The 14,331-nt window shown below is 66.4% G+C and carries 13 protein-coding genes; 7 read left to right on the top strand and 6 right to left on the bottom strand.

Annotated elements, in window-relative coordinates:
• Window positions 1-120 precede the first annotated feature (120 nt).
• The 4 genes from urtD to urtA all read right to left on the bottom strand — a co-directional run bounded on the left by urtD (window position 121) and on the right by urtA (window position 4,374).
• Entirely contained in the window at window positions 121-864 is a 744-nt protein-coding gene (urtD, locus tag AC1DXX_RS31400) for an urea ABC transporter ATP-binding protein UrtD (protein ID WP_013541974.1), read from the bottom strand.
• 15 nt (window positions 865-879) lie between these two features.
• Window positions 880-2,082, bottom strand: coding sequence for an urea ABC transporter permease subunit UrtC (gene urtC / locus AC1DXX_RS31405; protein ID WP_478138127.1), 1,203 nt, complete (start codon window positions 2,080-2,082; stop codon window positions 880-882).
• Window positions 2,083-2,116: 34 nt separating this feature from the next.
• Entirely contained in the window at window positions 2,117-3,031 is a 915-nt protein-coding gene (gene urtB / locus AC1DXX_RS31410) for an urea ABC transporter permease subunit UrtB (protein WP_478138116.1), read from the bottom strand.
• A 77-nt stretch (window positions 3,032-3,108) separates the two neighbouring features.
• On the bottom strand, window positions 3,109-4,374 hold the full coding sequence (gene urtA / locus AC1DXX_RS31415) for an urea ABC transporter substrate-binding protein (RefSeq protein ID WP_478138117.1): 1,266 nt from the start codon (window positions 4,372-4,374) through the stop codon (window positions 3,109-3,111).
• A 242-nt stretch (window positions 4,375-4,616) separates the two neighbouring features.
• On the opposite strand from urtA, the gene AC1DXX_RS31420 reads away from it, so the two are divergent.
• Window positions 4,617-8,033: a hybrid sensor histidine kinase/response regulator gene (locus AC1DXX_RS31420; protein ID WP_478138118.1), complete on the top strand. Its 3,417-nt coding sequence runs from the start codon at window positions 4,617-4,619 to the stop codon at window positions 8,031-8,033.
• On the top strand, window positions 7,987-8,916 hold the full coding sequence (locus AC1DXX_RS31425) for a response regulator (protein WP_478138119.1): 930 nt from the start codon (window positions 7,987-7,989) through the stop codon (window positions 8,914-8,916). Before AC1DXX_RS31420 ends, AC1DXX_RS31425 begins: the two co-directional genes overlap by 47 nt.
• Before the next feature lie 9 nt (window positions 8,917-8,925).
• Here AC1DXX_RS31425 and AC1DXX_RS31430 read toward each other — a convergent pair whose 3' ends face one another.
• Window positions 8,926-9,840, bottom strand: coding sequence for an amino acid ABC transporter substrate-binding protein (locus tag AC1DXX_RS31430; protein WP_478138120.1), 915 nt, complete (start codon window positions 9,838-9,840; stop codon window positions 8,926-8,928).
• A gap of 10 nt (window positions 9,841-9,850) precedes the next feature.
• Entirely contained in the window at window positions 9,851-10,282 is a 432-nt protein-coding gene (locus AC1DXX_RS31435; protein ID WP_478138121.1) for a VOC family protein, read from the bottom strand.
• A gap of 110 nt (window positions 10,283-10,392) precedes the next feature.
• On the opposite strand from AC1DXX_RS31435, the gene AC1DXX_RS31440 reads away from it, so the two are divergent.
• The 5 genes from AC1DXX_RS31440 (at window position 10,393) to AC1DXX_RS31460 (ending at window position 14,199) form a co-directional block, all read left to right on the top strand.
• Window positions 10,393-11,307 (top strand): LysR family transcriptional regulator, encoded by a 915-nt coding sequence (locus AC1DXX_RS31440; RefSeq protein WP_478138122.1) that lies wholly within the window; start codon window positions 10,393-10,395, stop codon window positions 11,305-11,307.
• Between the two features lie 24 nt (window positions 11,308-11,331).
• On the top strand, window positions 11,332-12,228 hold the full coding sequence (locus AC1DXX_RS31445; protein ID WP_478138123.1) for an SPFH domain-containing protein: 897 nt from the start codon (window positions 11,332-11,334) through the stop codon (window positions 12,226-12,228).
• Between the two features lie 27 nt (window positions 12,229-12,255).
• Window positions 12,256-12,456 (top strand): type II toxin-antitoxin system antitoxin, encoded by a 201-nt coding sequence (locus tag AC1DXX_RS31450; protein WP_478138124.1) that lies wholly within the window; start codon window positions 12,256-12,258, stop codon window positions 12,454-12,456.
• Between the two features lie 99 nt (window positions 12,457-12,555).
• Window positions 12,556-13,371 (top strand): substrate-binding domain-containing protein, encoded by an 816-nt coding sequence (locus tag AC1DXX_RS31455; RefSeq protein WP_478138125.1) that lies wholly within the window; start codon window positions 12,556-12,558, stop codon window positions 13,369-13,371.
• A 69-nt stretch (window positions 13,372-13,440) separates the two neighbouring features.
• The gene (locus tag AC1DXX_RS31460; protein WP_478138126.1) at window positions 13,441-14,199 is read left to right on the top strand and encodes a transporter substrate-binding domain-containing protein; all 759 of its coding nucleotides are present in this window, start codon (window positions 13,441-13,443) and stop codon (window positions 14,197-14,199) included.
• The last annotated feature ends 132 nt before the right edge of the window (window positions 14,200-14,331 follow it).

The raw sequence follows: 14,331 nt of genomic DNA on the forward strand, positions 1-14,331 counted from the left end.
AAATAAAGGAGGAGGCCTGCGGCCCTAGGCCGCGCCGGGGGACATTCGCGGAGCAGAGCACACCGTCGGCGCGAGCGCGCCCCGAACGCACGCCGCAGCGAATCGAAGAACAGGACTTCATCAGTGCCCCAGGTAAACGTCGATGACCTTGGGATCCGCCTGCACCTTCTCCATCGGCCCTTCGGCCAGGATCTTTCCCTGGTGCATCACAGTGACCTTGTGCGCGATCTGCTTCACAAAGGCCATGTCGTGCTCGATAACGATCACGGCGCGGTTCTGGCAGATGCGCTTGAGCAGGTCGGCGGTGAGTTCGCGTTCGCGTGCACTCATCCCGGCAATGGGTTCGTCGAGCATCAGCAGCTCGGGCTCCTGCATCAGCAGCATGCCGATCTCGAGCCACTGCTTCTGGCCATGGCTCAGCAGGCCGGCCTCGGTGCGCAGCTTGTCGGCCAGCCCGATGTCTTCGGCCACCGCCTGCACCTTGGCCTTGACCTCGTCGTCGCACTTGAACGCCAGCGCGCCGAACACCGAACGACCCTTGGGAAAGGACACCTCGAGGTTCTGGAACACGCTGAGGTTCTCGTAGATCGAGGGTGTCTGGAACTTGCGGCCGATGCCCAGCCGCACGCGCTTGTGCTCGGCCATTTTCGTGAGCTCGGTGTTCTTGAACTTGATGCTGCCGCCGCTGGCGCGCGTCTTGCCGCAGATCAGGTCGAGCAGCGTGGTCTTGCCTGCGCCGTTCGGGCCGATGATCACGCGCAGCTCGTTCTTGTCGATGTAGAGCGTCAGGTCGTCGATGGCCTTGAAGCCGTCGAAGGAGACGGTGAGGTCTTCCACGGCAAGCGCGAAGTCGGTGTTGCTCATGAGGGGCTCCGGAGTTCAGGCGCGCTGGCTGCCGATACCTTCGGGCAGATGGGGTTCGGGGGATGCGGTCGGTGCAGCCGGTGCCGGGGGCATCGCCGGCACGGCGGGCGGCGGCCGCACCGTGGCTTGGCGCAGCGCCTCGCGGCGGCCCTTCCACCACGGGCGGATCTTTTCTTCCCAGAGGCCCGCAAGCCCCATCGGGAAGGCCATCGTCACACCGATGAAAAGCCCCGCCATCAGGAACAGCCACAGGTCCGGAAAGCTCTCCGAGAACAGCGTCTTGCCCGCATTCACCAGCAGCGCGCCGTACACCGCGCCCACCAGGCTCATGCGCCCGCCGACCGCGCAGAAGATCACCATCTCGATCGACGGCACGATGCCCACGAAGCTCGGCGACATGAAGCCCACCTGCAGCGCGAACATCGCGCCGCCGATGCCCGAGAGCCCGGCCGCGAGGCAGAAGATGAAGACCTTGAAGTTCGACACGTCGTAGCCCGAGAAGCGCACGCGGTCTTCCTTGTCGCGCATGGCGAGCAGCAGCGTGCCGAGCTTGCTGGTCTGGATCCAGCGGCACAGCACGATGCTGGCCACCAGCAGGCCCACGCAGACGTAGTAGAGGATGTACTTGGCGCTGTCGGTGCGCGTGTCCCAGCCCAGCAGCGTCTTCAGGTCCGTCATGCCGTTGACCCCGCCCGTGTACCCCTGCTGCCCGATGATGAGCACGGTACAGATCAGCGCCACCGCCTGCGTGATGATCGCGAAGTACACGCCGCCCACGCGGCGCTTGAACATCGCGAAGCTGACGAGCCAGGCCAGCGCCATCGGTGCCACCACCACGAGGATCAGGCTCAGCGGCAGGCTCTTGAACGGCAGCCACAGCGCGGGCAGCTCGGTGATCTGGTTCCAGTCCATGAAGTCCGGAATGCCGGGCGTCGACTGGATCTTGGTCGTGACCGGGTCGGAAGCTTCGAGCTTGAGGAACATCGCCATCGCATAGCCGCCGATGCCGAAGAACACGCCCTGCCCCAGGCTCAGCACGCCGCCGTAGCCCCACACCATCACGAGCCCCACGGCGACGAAGGCGTAGGTGAGGTACTTGCCCACGAGGTTGAGGCGGAAGATGTCGAGCGAGAGCGGCAGCACGACCGCCAGCAGCAGCACCAGCAGCAACAGGCTTCCGAGCTGGTAGCGCAGGATCGAGGCCTTGATGAAATTCATCATCGGAACGTTCTCCAGGAAGGAATCGGGTTCATCAGCGGCGGACCTTGACGGCGAAGAGGCCCTGCGGCCGCATCATCAAAATCAGCACGATCAGCGAGAGCGTCAGCACCTTGGCCATCGAGCCGGTCATGAAGAACTCCGAGATCGACTGCGTCTGCGCAATGCCGAAGGCCGAGACCACGGTGCCCAGCAGGCTCGCGGCGCCGCCGAAGGTGACGACCAGGAAGGCGTCGACGATGTAGAGCGAGCCCGAGGTCGGCCCGGTCGAGCCGATGGTGGTGAAGGCCGCGCCCGCCATGCCTGCAATGCCGCAGCCGATGGCGAAGGTCAGGCGGTCGGTCTTCATGGTGTCGATGCCGGTGGCGTTGGCCATCGTGCGGTTGGCCACGGTGGCACGCACCCTGAGGCCCCAGCGGCTCTTGTGCAGCGCGATCAGCACGCCGCAGGTGACCAGCGCGGTAAGCGCCAGCACGAACAGGCCGTTGATCGGAATGTCGAGGCCTTCATGCGGCGTCCACGAGCCCATGAGCCACTCGGGCAGCGTGGGGCTCACTTCCTTCGGGCCGATGAAGGTGCGGAAGATCTGCTGCAGGCCCAGGCTCACGCCCCAGGTGGCGAGCAGCGTGTCGAGCGGGCGCTTGTAGAGGTGGCGGATCAGCCCCCACTCCACCAGCCAGCCGACGATGAAGGCGAACACGAAGGCCAGCCCGATGGCGATCGGAAAGTAGTACGGCATGAAGGACGGCGCCATCCGCTCCGTCACCTGCGCGGCGAGATAGATCGAGTACGCGCCGATGGTCATGAACTCGCCATGCGCCATGTTGATGACGCCCATCTGGCCGAAGATGATCGCGAGGCCCAGGCCCATGAGCAGCAGCACCGCGAAGAGGCTCAGCCCCGCGAAGCCTTGCATCAGGCCGATGTTCATCATGTCCGACAGAGTCATGGYGGGAAGTCCGGAGTGTTGGATTGGCTCCCTCTCCCGCACGCGGGAGAGGGTTGGGGTGAGGGCCGACGGCCTGCTTACTGGTAGCCCTTCGGAAACGGATCCGGCTTGATCAGTTCGGCCGATTCCGCGACGACCTTGAAGGTGCCATCGAGCTGCCCTTGCCCGATGCGCGCCTTGCTCCACAGGTGATGGTTGGCGTCGAGCTTCACGTAGCCTTCAGGCGCCGTCTTCAGCTCGATGCCGGGCGAACCCGCAACCACCTTGTCCACGTCGAAGCTGCCCGCCTTCTCCACCGCCGCCTTCCACAGCCACGGACCGAGATAGCCCGCCTGCGTCACGTCGCCGATCACCGCGTCCTTGCCGTACTTGGCCTTGAACGCCTCGACGAACTTCTTGTTGTTCGCGTTGTCCAGCGACTGGAAGTACTTCATCGACGAGTAGAAGCCCGCGAAGTTCTCGCCGCCCACGCCGGTCATTTCGTCTTCGGTCACTGCCAGCGTCAGCAGGAACTGCTTGTCGCCCGTGATGCCTGCGGCCTTGAGCTGCTTGTAGAAGGCCACGTTCGAGCCGCCCACCACCGCCGCGAAGATGCAGTCGGGCTTGGCCACCTTGATCTTGTTGATCAGCGAGTTGAAGTTGGTGTGGCCCAGCGGGTAGTACTCCTCGCCCTTGACCGAGCCCTTCTGGAAGTTCTCGATGTGCTTGCGCGCGATCTTCATCGAGGTGCGCGGCCAGATGTAGTCGGAGCCGACGAGGAAGAAGGTCTTGGCCTTCTTCTCCTTCGCGCCCCAGTCCAGGCCCCAGATGATCTGCTGCGTGGCTTCCTGGCCGGTGTAGATCACGTTCTTGCTCTGCTCCAGGCCTTCGTAGAAGGTCGGGTAGTACAAGAGGCCGTTCTCTTTCTCGAACACCGGCAGCACGGCCTTGCGCGAGGCGCTGGTCCAGCAGCCGAAGACGGCGGCGCAGTGGTCGTTGACCAGCAGCTTCTTCGACTTCTCGGCGAAGGTCGGCCAGTCGGAGGCGCCGTCTTCCTTGATCACCTTGATCTTGCGGCCCAGCACGCCGCCCATCGCGTTGATCTGGTCGATGGCGAGCTGCTCGGCCTGGATCGATCCGGTTTCCGAGATGGCCATGGTGCCGGTGGACGAATGCAACTGGCCCACCGTGACTTCGGTGTCGGTCACCGAGAGCTTGGTGGTGTTGACCTTGGCGGTGGGAAATTGCGACTGGCCGAAGCTCAGGCCGCTCAGGCCCATCACGGGCAGAGCGGCGGCGCCCTGCAGCAGACGGCGGCGGCGCAATGCCAGGGCATCGAGGGAGGGATCGGAATCACGCGACATCAGGAACTCCAGGCAGGTTGAAAGAAGAGTGAGCCGCGCACCATCGCAGTGCATCGGACGGTGCCCCGAGCACCATGGCTGGTACTTTAGAAATCAGTTGCATCGCCGCGAATACGTCATTCAACGTAGCGGCGGGAACCTGCCCTGCCCGCAGACTCCCGAGCCAGACATCGGTGGAAGACAACACAGGGAGCGCTTCTTGCTGTACCTGCCGCATGCCACCGCCGCCGCGAGAACCCGCCATGCAATCCGTCTCCGGACAGAAGATCTTTCGCATCCGCCGCGACTACAACGCCTGGGTCGCGAACGAAACGCTGGAGGACTACGCGCTGCGCTACACGCCGCGCAGCTTTCGCAAGTGGTCGGAGTTCCGGGTCGCCAATGCGGCCTTCGGCGCCACCTCGTTCCTGGCGCTGGAGGCCATCGGCGGCGCCATCGCGCTGAGCTACGGTTTCTCGAACGCGCTGTGGGCCATCCTGGTGGTGGGCCTCATCACCTTCCTCACCGGCCTGCCGATCTCGTACTACGCGGCCCGCCACGGCGTGGACATGGACCTGCTCACCCGCGGCGCGGGCTTCGGCTACCTGGGCTCCACGCTCACCTCGCTGATCTATGCGAGCTTCACTTTCATCTTCTTCGCGCTCGAGGCGGCCATCCTCGCGCTGGCGCTGCAGATGTACCTCGACTGGCCGCTGTGGCTGCTGTACCTGGTGTCGTCGGTCGTCATCATTCCGCTGGTGGCGCGCGGCATCACGCTGATCTCGGGACTGCAGCTGTGGACGCAGCCGATCTGGATCGTGCTGTTCGTCTGCCCCTTCATCGCGGTGCTGGTGAAGAAACCCGAGCTGTATGCCGACTTCACCGGGCTCGTGGGCCGCACCTCCGACAGCAGCGGCTTCGATCCGCTGATGTTCGGGGCCGCAGCCACCGTGGCCTTCTCGCTCGTGGTGCAGATCGGCGAGCAAGTCGACTACCTGCGCTTCCTGCCCGAGAAGACCGCCGCCAACCGCGGCCGCTGGTGGGCCGCGGTGCTGATCGCGGGGCCGGGATGGATCGTGCCCGGCATGCTGAAGATGATGGGCGGGGCCTTTCTCGCCTTCCTCGCGCTGCAGCACGAAATACCCGGTATCCATGCGATCGAGCCAACGCAGATGTACCTCACCGGTTTCTCGTACGTGCTGCGCGACCCGGCCTGGGTGCTCGGCATCACGGTACTCTTCGTGGTGATCTCGCAGATGAAGATCAACCTCACCAACGCCTATGCGGGCTCGCTGGCGTGGTCGAACTTCTTCGCACGGCTCACGCACAGCCACCCGGGGCGCGTGGTGTGGCTGGTGTTCAACGTGGTCATCGCGATATTGCTGATGGCGCTCGGCGTGTTCGCGGCGCTCGAGCATGTGCTGGGCTTCTACAGCAACATCGCCATCGCCTGGGTCGGTGCGCTGGTGGCCGACCTGGTCATCAACAAGCCGCTGGGCTGGAGCCCGCGCACCATCGAGTTCAAGCGCGCGCACCTCTACGACATCAACCCGGTGGGACTGGTAGCGATGCTGGTCGCGGCAGCGCTCGCGATGCTGGCCTATTCGGGCGCGCTGGGGCAATGGGCCAGGGCCTTCTCACCCTTCATCGCGCTGGCCACGGCCATGGCGGTTTCGCCGCTGCTGGCCTGGCGGACACGCGGGCGCTACTACCTCGCGCGCACCGACATCGACCGCTGGGCTCCGGGCCAGAGCGTGAAGTGCTCGGTGTGCGACAACAGCTTCGAGTCGGAGGACATGGCGCACTGCCCGGCCTACAGCGCACCGATCTGCTCGCTGTGCTGCACGCTGGAGTCGCGCTGCCACGACCGCTGCAAGACCGATTCGCGCGCCGCCGAGCAGATGAGCGGCTGGCTGCAGGCGCTGCTGCCGCCGGCTCTTTCTGCGCGGCTCAACTTCCGGGTCGCGCACTATCTGCTGGTGGCCACCTCGCTGATCGCGCTGCTGGCCACGGTGGTGGGCGTGGTCTACGCGCAGGAGGCCATCGCGGGCACCAGCGACTCGACGATGGCCACGGCCTTTCTCAAGGTGTTCGCGCTGCTCTCGGTGGTCGTCGCGGTGGCGGCCTGGTGGGTGGTGCTGGGCAGCGAGAGCCGGCAGATGGCGCAGGAGGAATCGAACCGCCACAACAACCTGCTCGCGCTCGAGATCGAGGCCCACCAGCGCACCGATGCCGCCCTGCAGACGGCCAAGGAGGCCGCCGAGTCCGCCAACCAGGCCAAGACGCGCTACGTGGCGGGCATGACGCACGAGCTGCGCACGCCGCTCAACAGCATCCTCGGCTACTCGCAGATCCTGCTCAAAGGCGATGCGACGACGCCGCCGCGCGAAGCGGTGCAGACCATCCATCGCAGCGGCGAGCACATGCTCGGCCTCATCGACGGCCTGCTCGACCTGGCGCGCATCGAGGCCGGCCGCCTGCAGCTCGAGCCGGCACCGCTCGCGCTGCCCGCCTTTCTCGACCAGCTGGTGCACATGGTGCGGCCGCAGGCCGAGAACAAGGGCCTGGCCTTCGTCTACACGCACGCCGGGCGGCTGCCGCCCTGGGTGCACGCCGATGCGAAGTGGCTGCGCCAGATCCTCATCAACCTGCTGACCAATGCCGTGCGCTTCACCGACAGCGGCACCGTCACGCTGCATGTCGACGCGCGCCGCGAGGTGCTGCGCTTCGACGTGGTCGACACCGGCATCGGCGTGGCACCGCAGGACCACGTGCGCATCTTCGAGCCCTTCGAGCGCGGTGCCGCGGGGCGCCGGCGCGGCGAGCCCGGCACCGGGCTGGGCCTCACCATCACCGCCCTGCTGACCTCGCTGATGGGCGGCGAACTGGTGCTGGCCCACACCTCGCCCGCGGGCAGCACCTTCAGCGTGCGCGTGTACCTGCGCGAAGTGGCCGACCCCGGCCCGCAGGCCAGGGCCGGTGCAGCGCGGCAGCCCGTCTCGGGCTACATCGGCGCGCGCCGCACGCTGCTGGTGGTCGACGACCAGCCGGTGCAGCGCCAGATGCTCGCCGGCATGCTCATGCCGCTGGGCTTCGAGGTGCGCGAGGCCGCGAGCGGCACCGAATGCCTCGACAGCCTGCGCGAGGAGCTGCCCTCGGCCATCCTGCTCGACCTCACGATGGACGACATGGACGGCTGGCAGACCGCCACCTCGGTGCGCGCCTCGGGCTTCGGGGACATCCCGATCATCATCGTCTCGGCCAACATGTTCGAGAACCAGGCCGAACGGCTGCGCGCCGCAGGCTGCCAGGCCTTCGTCGGCAAGCCGGTGATCGAGTCGGAGCTGATCGCCACGCTGGAGCGGCACCTGGGCCTCGAGTGGCTCTCTTCCAGCGATGCGATACCGCCTGTGAGCGAAGAAGAAACCGCAGCGCGCCCGCCGCAGCTCGCGCTCACGGAAGACGACCGCGCCGAGCTGATGCGGCTGGTGCAGATGGGCCATGTGCGCGGCCTGCACACGGTGCTCGACCGGCTGGCGGCCGCATCGCCCTCGGCCGCGGCCACCTGCACCTGGCTGCGCGGCATGGTGATGCGCTTCGAACTCGACAACCTCCGCAACGCACTGGCAGAAGATGCAGACACTCCCCACAGCCCCTCCAGTCCCATCCTCTCGTCCTGAGGCCGAACGCCCCGTGGTGCTGGTGGTGGACGACGCGCCCAGCAGCCTCGGCATGCTGTGCGACACGCTCGAGGCCAGCGGCTACACCGTGCTGGTGGCGGCCGACGGCGAGGCCGCACTGCAGCGGCTCGAACTGGTGGTGCCCGATGCGATCCTGCTCGACGGCCTGATGCCGGGCCTCTCGGGCTTCGAGACCTGCCGGCGCATCAAGGCCAATGCCGCGCTGGCGCACATTCCGGTGCTGTTCATGACGGGCCTCTCGGAAACCGCACACGTGGTCGAAGGCTTCGAGTGCGGCGGTGTCGACTACGTGGTGAAACCCATCCGCGCGCAGGAGGTGCTGGCGCGGCTGCACACGCATGCACGCAACGCGCGCATCACGCGCATGGCGCGCGATGCGGTCGACGTGGCGGGCATGGGGGTGGTGTTCGTCGACACGCGCGGGCGCATTGCCTGGCGCTCGCCGCAGGCCGCGCTGTGGCTGCATGCGCTCGAAGACCCGGTGGCGCCGGGCCTGCTGCCCGCGTCGCTGGAGGCGGTACTCGCGCCCGGTGCGGCCATTGCCGTCGGCACGGCCACGGGCATGCGGCTGTCGGTGCGCAACCTGGGCGCGGCAGCGCTCGGCGAGACCATGCTGCTGTTCGCGATGCAGCGCGAAGGGGCCGCGGGCGCTTCTTCGGCTCGGCTGGCCGAGGCGGCCCTCACGCCGCGCGAGACCGAAGTGCTGTCGTGGCTCGCCAAGGGCAAGACCAACCGCGACATCGGCGAAATTTTGGGCACCAGCCCGCGCACGGTGAACAAGCACCTGGAGCACATCTTCGAGAAGCTGGGCGTGGAGACGCGCGCGGCGGCTGCGGCACTGGCGAGCGGGCAGCTCGGCTGAAGCCCCGCCCTATCGCGCCTCGTAGTCTTCCATGGGTTTGTCGGTGGGGTTGGCCCAGGCGGCCTTCGTCAGGGCGCTGGCCGGCAATCCCACCTTCGCGTTGAGGGGCGGAATCGGCTGCATGAACCACTTGTCGTAGATTCGCGCGACATCTCCGCTCTTCGCCAACGACACCACGCTCTGGTCGACAAGCTTCTTGAATGCGGCATCTCCCTTCGGAAGCATGATCGCAATCGGCTCGACGCTGAGGACCTGGTCGAGCAGCCTGTACTGCGCCGGCTCCTTGCTCCTGGAGATCAGGGTGGCAAGGATCTGGCCATCGGCGGCGAAGCCGTCCGCACGGCCCGACTCGAGCAGCAGGAAGCCCTCGCTGTTGTCCTTGGCGAGCACCTCCGCAATGTCGCTGGCGCCATCGCGCTTGAGCTTTCTCACGAGTTGGACAGAGGTACTTCCCGTTGTGGCAGCCACTGTCTTGCCGGACAGCTGCGCTGGCGATGCAATTCCGGACGCCGCCTTGACGGCGATGCGAACACCTTCGACATAGAGCGTCGGCGCAAACGCGACGTCTTTCTGGCGAGCCGCATTGTTGGTCGTGGTGCCGCACTCGATGTCGACCGTTCCGTTCTGCACGAGGGGCATGCGGTTCTGCGGCGTGACGAGCTGGTACTTCACGTTGACTTTGCCGATCTGCAGGGCCTTCCCGATGTCGGCGATGACGCGTTCGCAGACCTCGACGTGAAAGCCCGCATAGCTGCCGGGCCCCAGCGTGAAGGACATCGCGCCCGAGGCATCGCGCACGCCCATGGTGATGGCGCCGGACTCCCGGATCTTCTTCAAGATGTCGGTTTGAGCGGATGCACTCCCGAAGGACAGCAGGAGCGCCGCGGCCGTTGCGGCCGCAAGAAGGCATTGTCTTTTCTTCACGTCGGCGCTTTCAGACGGCGAACAGCGAGTCCAGATCCGCGAAGGACTTCAGCTCGATGGCGTTGCCCGACGGGTCGAGGAAAAACATCGTCGCCTGTTCGCCCGGCTCGCCCTTGAAGCGGATGTAGGGCTCGATCACGAACCGGGTCTGGCGCGCGATGAGCTTGTCGGCCATCGCCTGCCACAGGTCCATCGGCAATACGGCGCCGAAGTGACGCACGGGCACGTCGTGGCCGTCCACGGCGCTGTGCGTCTTGTGACCGCACTCGTCGGGTGCCAGGTGCGCCACGATCTGATGGCCGTAGAAGTTGAAGTCGACCCACTCGGGCGCGCTGCGCCCCTCCGGACATCCGAGCAACTCGCCATAGAAGGCGCGGGCTTCGGCGATGTCGCGAACGGGGAAAGCCAGGTGAAACGGAATCCTTGTGTCGGAAGTGCTCATGGGAGTCATCGCATCGGTGAGTTCAGGGTGGCCGGACTTTAAGCAGCGAGTCTCATAACCGAAAGCGATATATTTCTGTACTGAGCACCAATAATTTCGATGAATCCGCCATGATCACTGAGCTCCGAACCTTCATCTCCGTTTGCCGTCATGGCACGTTTGCCGCAGCGGGCGAGCGGATCGGCCTGACGCAATCGGCAGTCAGCAGCCAGATCAAGCGGCTCGAGGAAGCCCTGGGGTTCGAGCTCTTCGACAGGACGGGACGGTCCGCCACCTTGAATGCCGCAGGCGAGACCACGCTGGCGCGCGCAGAGGAGATCTGTTCCCTCTACGCAAAGCTCGGCGAGCTTCCGGACAACGCCACGAACCGCGGGCTGCTGCGGATCGGCGCCATTGCTTCCACCCAGCCGACGCTGGTGGCGCGGGCACTTGAAAAATTGCGCATCGGCTTTCCCCTGCTCCGCGTCCATGTGTCGCCCGGCGTGTCCATGCGGCTGATGGACGACCTGGATGCCGGCAAGATCGATGCGGCCGTGATCATCCGGCCACCCTTCGGAATCCTTCCGGACCTGACATGGCAACCCCTGGTGCACGAGCCTTATGTGCTCATCGCGCCAAAGAGCGTCCCGGGGAAAGACTGGCGCACCCTCATCCAGGCGCAGCCGTTCCTGCGCTATGACCGCGCGTCGTTCGGCGGACGGATGGTGGAGAGGTTCCTTCGGCATGAAGGCCTCGTGGTGAAGGACTCCATCGAAGTGGACGAGATACCCGGTCTCATCCATCTGGCCTCCAAGGGGCTGGGCGTTGCCCTTGTGCCGCTGGTCGAGGCACACCTTCCCCTCCCCTCGGGCGTTCGCACGCTCTCGCTCGGAGAGCGCACTTTCTACCGGGAAATCGGTCTGCTGCAGCGCAAGCCGCGGGCCAGCCCGCCCATCGTCGGGCAGTTTGCACAGTGCCTGCGGGAAGCGGCAGAGGTGGTGGCGACGCAAAAATCCTTGACTGCCTCCAAAAAGATATTAAAGTGATATCACTTTTAACCGGAGGCCTTCATGCGTGAGCAGACACTACAACCACCTCGCTCGGTCCGAAAAGAGCAGCCCTACCGGTCCGTCAGCGGATATGGCATCGTCGCCGTGGTGCTCGTGCTCATCGGGCTCGGCGCGTGGGCGATCGTGCAGCGGCTGATGCCGCTTCCCATGAGCGTCCTGCTGATCGTGGTGGGCGTCGCCCTGCTGCCGGGGCTGTACATGCTGCAGCCCAACGAGGGCATCATCCTGACCCTCTTCGGCCAGTACCAGGGCACCGACCGCTCCGAAGGCCTGCGCTGGACCAACCCGTTCCAGGCCGGCCAGAAGATCTCGCTGCGCGCGCGCAACCTCAACACCCCGCCGCTCAAGGTGAACGACAAGCGCGGCAACCCGGTGGAGATCGGCGCGGCGGTGGTCTGGCGGGTGCACGACACCGCGCAGGCCGTGTTCGAGATCGACGACTACAACAAGTTCGTGGCGATCCAGGCCGAGGCCGCGATCCGGCACCTCGCCACCGTCTACGCCTACGACAGCGGCGACGATCTCCAAAGCGACGAGGTCACGCTGCGCGCCGGGCTGGACGTGGTGGCCGATGCGCTCAAGGCCGAACTGAACCAGCGCTTTGCCAGCGCCGGCGTCGAGGTGCTCGATGCGAAGCTCACCCACCTCGCCTATGCGCCGGAGATTGCCCAGGTGATGCTGCGGCGCCAGCAGGCGGTGGCCATCGTCAGCGCGCGGCACCAGATCGTGGCGGGTGCGGTCGGCATGGTCGAGGCCGCGTTGAAGGGGTTGTCGGAGCGCAACCTCGTCGTGCTGGACGACGAGCGCAAGGCCTCGATGGTGTCGAACCTGCTGGTGGTGCTGTGCTCCGATCGCGAAACTCAGCCGGTGGTCAACACGGGTACCCTCTACACCTGAGGCGCCGAAGCGTCGCAACCGCACCCGATGGCCAGTCCCGGCAAAAAGTCCTATCCCCTGCGCATCGATCCGGCCCTGTGGGCCGAGATCGAGCGACTGGCGGCGCAGGAACTGCGAAGCGCGAACGCGCAGGTCGAATTCCTGCTGCGCGAGGGGCTTGCCAAACGGGGGCGCCTGCCGGCCACGAACGACGGCGGCAAAGCAGCCGGCAAGCCGCCGCCTCGGTAGTAACCACTAAATCCCTGAGGGCCGATTGACAGCCTCGCCCTCTACGATGGCAACGACAGGCAGCGCCCACGCTGCCGCCCTCTTCCATCAGGAGACATCGTGAAGCCCATTTCCTTTTTTCTGACCCGCCGCGCCGCACTTCCGCTGGTCGCCGCCTTCGTTCTCGCCGGCTGCAGCAGCCTCGGCGGCAACAAGCCGGCCGCCGCCGGCGACATCCACGTCATGACCTCGGGCGGCTTCACCGCCGCCTACAACGACCTGCGTCCCGCGTTCGAGCGCAGCAGCGGGCGCTCGGTGAAAACGGCCTACGGCGCCTCGATGGGCAACGCGGACGATTCGATCCCGAGCCGCCTCGCGCGCAACGAGCCGGCCGACGTGGTGATCCTCGCCCGCCCCGCGCTCGACGCATTGGTCGCGCAGGGCAAGGTGGTGCCCGGCAGCCAGGTCGACCTGGTCCGCTCGGCCATCGGCTTCGCGGTGCGCAAGGGCGCGCCCAAGCCCGACATCAGCACCGTCGATGCGCTCAAGCGCACGCTGATCGCGGCGCCGTCGATCGCCTACTCGGCCAGCGCGAGCGGCACCTACTACGAGACCGAGCTGCTCAAGAACCTCGGCATCGAAGACCAAGTCAAGCCCAAGAGCAAGCGCATCCTGAGCGAACGCGTGGGCACCGTCGTCGCGCGCGGCGATGCGGCGCTGGGCTTGCAGCAGGTGAGCGAGCTGCTGCCGATCGCGGGCATCGACTACATCGGTCCGCTGCCCGCCGAGGTGCAGCGCAACACCGTGTTCTCGGCCGGCATCGCCACCGCGTCGAAGCAGCCCGATGCGGCGCGGCAGCTGATCCGCTATCTCAATTCACCGGCGGCAGCGCCCACCATCGCGAAGACCGGGCTGGAGCCGCTGACGGCGCGTTGATCGGCCGGCGTGCGCGGCGCGCCTAAACTGGCGCCCATCATCCCCTTCCTCCCTCGACGAACGGACGCCATGACCCAGCCGCAGCCCTCCCCCGCCCTCGTTTCCGCCTTCGCGCCCAACGGCACGCTGCGCGCCTCGATCAACCTCGGCAACCCGATCCTCGCCAACAAGGACGCCGCGAGCGGCGAGCCGGTGGGCGTGTCGATCGACCTGGCGCGCGAGTTCGCCCGCAGGCTCAACGTGGGGATCGAGCTGGTGGTGTTCGAGAAGGCGGCCGCATCGGTCGATGCGGTGAAGAACGAGAAGGCCGACATCGGCTTCTTCGCCGTCGATCCCGCGCGCAGCGAAGGGCTGCGCTTCACTGCGCCCTATGTGCTGATCGAGGGCAGCTACCTCGTGCCGGAGTCGTCGGCGCTGACCGGCAACGCGCAGGTCGACGCCGAGGGCCATCGCATCTCGGTCGGATCGGGCAGCGCCTACGACCTGTTCCTGACGCGCGAGATCCGGCACGCCGAGATCGTTCGCCTCCAGGGCGCCGGGCCTGCACTGGCCGCGCTGCGCTCAGGCCAGGTCGAAGTGGCGGCCGGCATCCGCCAGCTGCTCGAAGGCGAAACACAGCGCGCACCGGGCGTGCGCGTGCTGCCGGGCCGCTTCATGGTGATCCAGCAGGCCATGGGCACGCCAGCCAGCCGCGGCGCCGACGCGCAGGCGTTGCTGGCCGCCTTCGTCGAGGAGATGAAGGCGAGCGGCTTCGTCGCCGATGCATTGAAACGCCACCGCATCGAAGGTGCGATCGTCGCGCCGGGCTCGACGAATCCCGCACCGTAGTTGGACCGGTGTCGCGGTCGTCGATTGGGGGCGAGTTTTCGGGGGTGCTGGTGTTCAGGGCGCGTGCACAGGACACCGGGTACTCCCCTCCGCGAATGTCCCCCGCTTCGCTCCTCCTTTATTTCGCTGCGG

Source organism: Variovorax sp. P4_B10 (genome assembly GCF_056402375.1).

What these genes read in the sequence shown, in the direction of transcription:
- AC1DXX_RS31450 (WP_478138124.1), top strand. Translation starts at nt 12,256, where the DNA reads ATGGCCAGTCCCGGCAAAAAGTCCTATCCCCTGCGCATCGATCCGGCC.
- AC1DXX_RS31420 (WP_478138118.1), top strand. Translation starts at nt 4,617, where the DNA reads ATGCAATCCGTCTCCGGACAGAAGATCTTTCGCATCCGCCGCGACTAC.
- AC1DXX_RS31460 (WP_478138126.1), top strand. Translation starts at nt 13,441, where the DNA reads ATGACCCAGCCGCAGCCCTCCCCCGCCCTCGTTTCCGCCTTCGCGCCC.
- urtD (WP_013541974.1), bottom strand. Translation starts at nt 864, where the DNA reads ATGAGCAACACCGACTTCGCGCTTGCCGTGGAAGACCTCACCGTCTCC.
- AC1DXX_RS31440 (WP_478138122.1), top strand. Translation starts at nt 10,393, where the DNA reads ATGATCACTGAGCTCCGAACCTTCATCTCCGTTTGCCGTCATGGCACG.
- urtA (WP_478138117.1), bottom strand. Translation starts at nt 4,374, where the DNA reads ATGTCGCGTGATTCCGATCCCTCCCTCGATGCCCTGGCATTGCGCCGC.
- AC1DXX_RS31445 (WP_478138123.1), top strand. Translation starts at nt 11,332, where the DNA reads ATGCGTGAGCAGACACTACAACCACCTCGCTCGGTCCGAAAAGAGCAG.
- urtC (WP_478138127.1), bottom strand. Translation starts at nt 2,082, where the DNA reads ATGAATTTCATCAAGGCCTCGATCCTGCGCTACCAGCTCGGAAGCCTG.
- AC1DXX_RS31435 (WP_478138121.1), bottom strand. Translation starts at nt 10,282, where the DNA reads ATGAGCACTTCCGACACAAGGATTCCGTTTCACCTGGCTTTCCCCGTT.
- urtB (WP_478138116.1), bottom strand. Translation starts at nt 3,031, where the DNA reads ATGACTCTGTCGGACATGATGAACATCGGCCTGATGCAAGGCTTCGCG.
- AC1DXX_RS31425 (WP_478138119.1), top strand. Translation starts at nt 7,987, where the DNA reads ATGCAGACACTCCCCACAGCCCCTCCAGTCCCATCCTCTCGTCCTGAG.